Origin of the sequence: Roseicyclus sp. (genome assembly GCF_052168335.1) — a bacterium.
In the GTDB taxonomy this organism is placed as follows: Bacteria; Pseudomonadota; Alphaproteobacteria; order Rhodobacterales; family Rhodobacteraceae; genus Roseibacterium.
Window position 1 is genome coordinate 1 of record NZ_JBQLZP010000287.1, and the last position, 1,197, is coordinate 1,197.

3 protein-coding genes are annotated in these 1,197 nt (G+C 67.1%); all 3 read left to right on the top strand.

Annotation, left to right across the window (positions count from 1 at the left end; all coding sequences use genetic code 11):
* Positions 1–394 (top strand): lasso peptide biosynthesis B2 protein (locus ACTS11_RS08855; RefSeq protein WP_442639961.1); only part of this gene is annotated, 394 nt, incomplete at its 5' end.
* A 25-nt stretch (positions 395–419) separates the two neighbouring features.
* Positions 420–662: a hypothetical protein gene (locus tag ACTS11_RS08860; RefSeq protein WP_442639962.1), complete on the top strand. Its 243-nt coding sequence runs from the start codon at positions 420–422 to the stop codon at positions 660–662.
* 157 nt (positions 663–819) lie between these two features.
* Positions 820–1,197, top strand: a 378-nt coding sequence (locus ACTS11_RS08865) for a protein-L-isoaspartate O-methyltransferase family protein (protein ID WP_442639963.1), incomplete at its 3' end; no start/stop codon positions are given.

Below are 1,197 nucleotides of genomic sequence, written 5' to 3' on the forward strand. Positions count from 1 at the left end.
CGAGCTTCTGCGCGCCTGGTGGCTCGTGCGCTTCCGCGAGTTCCGCAGCTACGCCCCCGCGCTGGGCGAACCCCGCCCCGGCACCTTCGCGACCGAGGCGCTGCACGGCGACCTCCAGCTCCTGCGCGACGTGCGCTGGGCCATCGAGGCGATCAACCGCACCGTCGGCGGGCGCTTCACCTGCCTCATGCAGGCCATGGCCGGCAAGGCGATGCTGAACCGCCGCGGCGTCGAGAACACGCTGATCCTCGGCGCCAAGATCAACCGCGGCAAACCCGAGCCCGGTGCCGACCCGATCGCCGCGCATGCCTGGCTCCGGGCGGGGCCGGTCGTGCTCCTCGGCGGAGAGGCGAGCGTCGGCTTCGTCCCGGTGACGAGCTATCATAGCGGCTGAGGGAAAGGCGGGCCGGACGACGTCCTTGAAAATCGTGTTTGGCGCTGAAATCCTTGCGGATGCCACCCGACCCGACAAGCAGGATAGCGGCTTGCGGGCGGTCGGCAACAATTCCGAAGCGAGATTTGTTATCGCGCAAAATACGGAAACAAAACTTCAGAAATTATCCACCGATATTTTCTGCATTGTCGCCGAAAGGTCAACAATAGCGCTCCGTCCACAAGCGCCCGCCGGCTTATCCCCAGAGCCGTTCCGGAATTGCCCGTGAGTGCTCCCCGCACCGGAGCGAATCCCGCCACGCGGACGCATCTCCGCCCCTCTTGCGCGGACCCTGATTCCCTGCCGCTCGCGCCATCGGCGCAGTTGCGTGCCCTGCGCGCCTGTGCCAAGACTGCGAGGACACAACTAGACGAACCGGTTCAGTTATGGCGGACTTCGCGAAGCAGCGTTTGACGATGGTGGACACGCAGGTGCGGCCCTCCGACGTCACGAATTTTCCGATCATCGACGCGATGCTGTCCGTCCCGCGCGAGGATTTCATGCCCGCCGCGCGGCGCGACCTCGCCTATGTCGGCGGCCCGATCGAGATCGCGCCGGGGCGGATGCTGCTCGACCCGCGCACCATCGCCAAGATGCTCGACGCCGCCGACCTCGAGCCGGGCGATGCCGTGCTCGAAATCGGCTGCGGGCTCGGCTACACGACGGCGCTTCTGGCGCATATCGTCGAGGCCGTCGTCGCCGTGGAGGAGGACGAGAGCCTCGCCGTCGGCGTTCAACGGCGCCAGCAGGCGCGGCGGCTGCTC